The organism is Oleiphilus sp. HI0061 (genome assembly GCF_001635675.1).
Genome location: NZ_LWFE01001536.1, coordinates 1 through 1,048, shown reverse-complemented (window position 1 = coordinate 1,048; position 1,048 = coordinate 1). Strand labels below are relative to the sequence as shown.

Sequence of the window (1,048 nt, the reverse complement as noted above, 5' to 3'; positions counted from 1 at the left end):
GCCTTACTTCTCTAGCCAGCCGGGCTGGGCTGAACAAGATCCAGAGTATTACTGGTCTTCATTAAAAAAAGCTTGCGATAAACTATGGGCTGCAGCTGATATTGATCGTTCCAGGATTATTGCAGCAACGGTCACCACGCAGCGCGGTACGGTCGTTAATGTTGATGAGCAGGGAAGGCCTGTGAGGCCAGCCATTGTCTGGCTAGACCAGCGTAGGGCAGAGGTAAAAGGGGATGTGCCCGGTTTTTGGAAGTGGTTGTTTAAAATCGCCGGGGTTGAAGATGTTGTACATCGATTTCGAGAGAAATCGCAGGCATTATGGATTTCCCAGAGCCAGCCTGAAATATGGCGCAAGACACATAAGTTTCTGCTGTTATCAGGCTATTTGAGCTTTAAGCTAACGGGAGAATTTAAAGACTCTGTTGGTGCCCAGGTTGGTTACATTCCCTTTGATTATAAGAAGTTAAAGTGGGCTGCTGAATCAGACTGGCGTTTTAAGATTTTGCCTTCTTTGTGCAAAGACATGTTACCTGAGCTGGTAGATCCTGGGGAATCATTAGGTGCTTTGACCAAAGAGGCAGCAACTCATTTGGGGCTAGATGAAGGCTTACCTATCATTGCCTCGGCGTCTGATAAAGCCTGCGAGATTATCGGCTCTGGCGGCAACCGGCCTGATATCGCTTGTATGAGCTATGGCACGACAGCGACAATCAANACAACTAACTCTAAACATATTGGACCGATTAAATACATGCCGGCTTATCCGGCTGCAATTCCAAAGTACTTTTCATCCGAGATTATGATTTATCGCGGTTTTTGGATGGTGAGTTGGTTCAAAAAAGAGTTTGGCCTACGAGAGCAAAAGATAGCCGAAGAGAGAGGCATAGAACCTGAACAGTTATTTGATGAACTGGTGAACCAGGTTCCGGCGGGCTCGATGGGGCTTATGTTGCAACCATACTGGTCACCGGGTGTGCGCGACCCTGGGCCGGAGGCAAAAGGCGGTATTATCGGGTTTGGTGATGTGCATACTCGCTCCCATATCTAT

1 protein-coding gene is annotated in these 1,048 nt (G+C 47.8%); it reads left to right on the top strand.

What is annotated here, in order from left to right; translation table 11 throughout:
* Positions 1 to 1,048 (top strand): FGGY-family carbohydrate kinase (locus A3735_RS23990; protein WP_068638795.1); only part of this gene is annotated, 1,048 nt, incomplete at both ends.